This window comes from uncultured Oscillibacter sp. (genome assembly GCF_910587525.1).
In the GTDB taxonomy this organism is placed as follows: domain Bacteria; phylum Bacillota; class Clostridia; order Oscillospirales; family Oscillospiraceae; genus Oscillibacter.
In genome coordinates, this window is record NZ_CAJULS010000172.1 from 1 (window position 1) to 3,917 (window position 3,917).

Here is a 3,917-nt window from a genome sequence, read left to right on the forward strand (position 1 = left end):
CAGCGGGAAGGCCAGGAACATGAAGGAGAACTCGAAGGGCTCGGTGACGCCGCAGATGAAGGCGCAGATGGCGGCGGAGCCAACGATGCCGATGGTGGCCTTACGCTTCTCGGGCTTGGCGGTGAGGATCATGGCCAGGGCCGCGCCGGGAATACCCAGCATCATGCAGGGGAAGAAGCCCGCCATGTACTGACCAACGCTCCAGGAGATGTTGGCGCCCATCAGCTCCTTGCTGATGATGCCGGCCTGGCCGCCCCAGTAGGCGGACAGATCGCCCAGGCCGATGGTATCAAACCAGAACACGTTGTTCACGGCGTGATGCAGGCCGGTGGGGATCAGCAGACGGTTGAGGAAGGTGTAGATACCGACGCCCGCGACGCCAGCCTTGGCGGCCAGAGCACCCAGGTTGACCAGCAGGGTGAAGATCAGCGGCCACACGAAGACCAGGACGAGAGAGGCCAGGATGGACACAACGCCGGTGACGATGGCAACGCTCCGCTTACCGGAGAAGAAGGCCAACACGTCGGGCAGCTTGGTGTCCTTAAACTTGTTGTAGCACATAGCGCCGATGATACCGGCCAGGATGCCGATGAAGGGGTTGGCGATCTTGCCGTAAGCCACGCCCCAGGTCTCGTTGGCCTCGACCAGCTTGGGGAGAATGGCGCCGGCGTTGCCCACCAGGGTGGTCATCATCAGCCAGGAAACCAGAGCGGCCAGGCCGCCGGTACCGTCACTATTCTTGGACAGGCCAACGCCCACGCCGATGGCGAAGAGGATGGCCATGTTGTCGATCAGAGCGCCGCCGGCCTTCACCAGGAACAGACCGATAGAATAAGCCAGACCTTCGGTGGCCGCGCCGGTCACACCCATAACACCGGGGGCGATGGCGTAGCCCAGACCCATCAGAATACCACAGATGGGCAGCACGGCGACAGGCAGCATCAGCGCCTTGCCGAGCTTCTGCAAACGTTTCATCATAATGCAATTTTCCTCCTTTTAGAAAACTCTCTCGGATTCCCCTTATGCTTATCCGTCGGCCCACGACGGCAAGGAGACAAAAATAAGTAAGTCGGGCTTAGAGATTCTCCTTCAAGAACTTCTCAAGCCCTTCGGCGGCGGCGTCTTCATCCTCGCCGCTGCAGGTGACGGTGAGCTCCATCCCCTGCTTGGCGGCCAGACGCATGATGGCCATGAGCCGCTTCGCGTCCGCCGTGCCGCCCGGGGCGGCCAGGGTGATGTCACACTTGTAGGCGACCGCCTCTTTGGCAAGCATGCCCGCGGGCCGGGCGTGCAGACCGGCAGGGTCGGCAATCACGTGAGTGAAACTCTTCATGGTGGTTCACCTCCTTAAACGTAACTTTGAGGTTGTCACGCTCCCGTTAGACGCATGGCCGGTCGCATTTTCGCTCTGACTCGGGCCAAATCGCGGCGGCTTCGCCGCCTTACCAATTCGTCCCTCGCTCCGCTCAGATGCTCCCTATGCGTCTACGGGTCGCGCTTCTGCTTCTTACTTTCCCAATTCCATCACCACATCGCCAGGGGCGACGGGGCCGGTATGGACGTTAACGGTGGCGTAGTCGGGGGTGTTGCAAATGACCATGGGGGTGATAACATCGTACCCCGCAGCAGCGATGGCGGCCACGTCAAACTCGATGAGCAGGTCGCCCTTCTTCACCTTGTCGCCGTTGTGGGCGTGGATGGTGAAGTGCTCACCCTTGAGGTTGACCGTGTCCAGCCCCACGTGGATGAGGATCTCCGCGCCAAAGTCAGCCAGCAGGCTCACGGCGTGGCCGGTGTCAAACATCAGGTCCACCGATGCGTCGCAGGGGGCGAACACCTTGCCCTCGCTGGGACGGAACGCCACGCCCTTGCCCAGGATCTCCTGGCCGAAGGTGGGATCGGAGACCTCGCTGATGGCGACGGCCTCACCGGCAACAGGGGCGCCCAGAGCGTTCAACGCGGGGGCCGCCTCCTTGCCTCCAAACAGGTTCTTGAAAAATCCCATACTTTATGACCTCCCTTTGTTGTGGGTGGGTTTGCACGCACAGTCTTATGAGTATACCAGAAATTTCTTGTTTTGCCAACCCTTTTTTCTTTTTTCTTGCGACGAGGATCAGCTCTCGCACACCGCCCGGCGCACCTTCAGGATGGAGGCGGCGGCCACCGACAGCTCGTCGATGCGGTTTTCCATAAAGAAGGAGGTCAGGTTGGTGTTGGCCCCAGCCTCGCCGCAGATGCCCACCCAGATGCCCGCGGCGTGGGCGTTGCGAGCGGTGATCTCGATCATCCGGCGGATGGCGGGGTCCTCGGCGTTGAAGATGTTGCTCACCTTGGCGTTCATCCGGTCGGCGGCCAGGGTGTACTGGGTGAGGTCGTTGGTGCCAATGGAGAAGAAGTCCACCAGCTTGGCCAGCTCGTCGCTCATTACCACCGCGGCGGGAGTCTCGATCATCACGCCGATCTTAATGCCGTCGGAGACAGGAACGCCCTCTGCCTTCAGCTCCGCCTTAAGGCTGGCCAGAAGCTCCTTGGTCTTCATCACCTGGGTCACGCTGGTGATCATGGGGAACATGATGTGGAGATTGCCGTACACCGAGGCCCGCAGAAGAGCCCGCAACTGGGTGCGAAAAATCTCCGGCTGGTCCAGGCAGATACGGATGGCCCGGTAGCCCATGGCGGGGTTTTCCTCGGGGGGAATGTGGAAGTAAGGGGCTTGCTTGTCGCTGCCCAGGTCCAGGGTGCGGACGATCACCCGCTTGGGGGAGAAGATCTCCAACACCTTCTTATAGGCCTGGAACTGCACCTCCTCGCTGGGGAAGTCGGCGCTCTCCAGATAGAGGAATTCACTGCGGAACAGCCCCACGCCGTCCGCCCCGGCCTTTTTGGCCTCCTCGGCGTCCTTCACGCTGCCGATGTTGGCGCAGACCTCTACATGATGTCCGCCCTTGGTCACAGCCTCCTTGTCAAAATACTGGTGGAGCAGGATCTTCTGCTCTTCAAAGGCCTTGCGCTTGCCGGCGTATTCGCTGATCTCGGCCTCGTTGGGGTCTACGATCACCTCGCCAGTGGCGCCGTCGATGGCCATGATGCCGTCCTTGGGAATATACTGGAACGCCTCCCCCAGCCCCACGATACAGCCGATGCCCATGCTTCGGGCCAGTATGGCGGAGTGGGAGGTCACCGAGCCATTCTTGGTGACGCAGCCCACCACATACCGTTTATCCAGGGCCACCGTCTGGCTGGGGAGCAGATCCTCTGCCACCACAATGGTGGGCTCGTGGGGCAGGCCCGCCCCCTCGTCGATACCCTTCAGGATGCGGATGACCCGTCCGGCCACGTCCTTCACGTCGGCGGCCCGGGCGCGCATGGTCTCGTCGTCAATGGCCTGGAACATATCGTGGAGCATATTGCCTGTCTGCTCCACCGCCCACTCGGCGTTGCAGCCCCCGGCCACCAGGCCCGAGACTCCCTCGCAGAAGTCCAGATCCTCCAGCATCATGCGGTGGATGTCAAAGATCATGGCTGCGTCGGCGTCCTCCTGCCGGGTCGTTTCGTAAAGGGCGGTCAACTCGTCAGCAGCGGTGTGCTGGGCATCGGCAAAGCGCTTGCTCTCCCTTTCAGGATCGCACCCCTCCCGATGGGACACCGAGAGGTCTACCACCTCCATGTGCCACAGCCGCGCAACGGCAATTCCCTCCGCCGCGCCGATCCCCTTGAGCTTCATAACGACACCACTCCTTACCTTACTCTATGGTCGTTGTAGTATTATAGCACAGCCTTTGTTAAAATTGCAACCCCTCGCCAGCATTTTCCCCAAGTCTTTTTTGCAGATTTTACAAAAAGCGCCCCGACTTTCCGTCGAGGCGCTCTTGTTTTCGGCGTCACTTTGTGAACATTTCCTTCCTGCTCTGGTAATA

General features: G+C 60.7%; 4 protein-coding genes. All 4 read right to left on the minus strand.

Annotated features, from left to right (window positions below; genetic code table 11):
• Nucleotides 1-978 (minus strand): PTS transporter subunit EIIC (locus QZ326_RS11725; protein WP_365329189.1); only part of this gene is annotated, 978 nt, incomplete at its 3' end.
• A 97-nt stretch (nucleotides 979-1,075) separates the two neighbouring features.
• Nucleotides 1,076-1,333 carry an HPr family phosphocarrier protein gene (locus QZ326_RS11730; RefSeq protein ID WP_295745412.1) on the minus strand — a complete coding sequence of 86 codons (258 nt, stop codon included), beginning with the start codon at nucleotides 1,331-1,333 and terminating at the stop codon, nucleotides 1,076-1,078.
• 174 nt (nucleotides 1,334-1,507) lie between these two features.
• The gene (locus tag QZ326_RS11735; protein ID WP_295745414.1) at nucleotides 1,508-2,005 is read right to left on the minus strand and encodes a PTS glucose transporter subunit IIA; all 498 of its coding nucleotides are present in this window, start codon (nucleotides 2,003-2,005) and stop codon (nucleotides 1,508-1,510) included.
• Between the two features lie 108 nt (nucleotides 2,006-2,113).
• Entirely contained in the window at nucleotides 2,114-3,724 is a 1,611-nt protein-coding gene (gene ptsP / locus QZ326_RS11740) for a phosphoenolpyruvate--protein phosphotransferase (RefSeq protein WP_295745416.1), read from the minus strand.
• Nucleotides 3,725-3,917: the final 193 nt, after the last annotated feature.

What these genes read in the sequence shown, in the direction of transcription:
- QZ326_RS11730 (WP_295745412.1), bottom strand. Translation starts at nt 1,333, where the DNA reads ATGAAGAGTTTCACTCACGTGATTGCCGACCCTGCCGGTCTGCACGCC.
- QZ326_RS11735 (WP_295745414.1), bottom strand. Translation starts at nt 2,005, where the DNA reads ATGGGATTTTTCAAGAACCTGTTTGGAGGCAAGGAGGCGGCCCCCGCG.
- ptsP (WP_295745416.1), bottom strand. Translation starts at nt 3,724, where the DNA reads ATGAAGCTCAAGGGGATCGGCGCGGCGGAGGGAATTGCCGTTGCGCGG.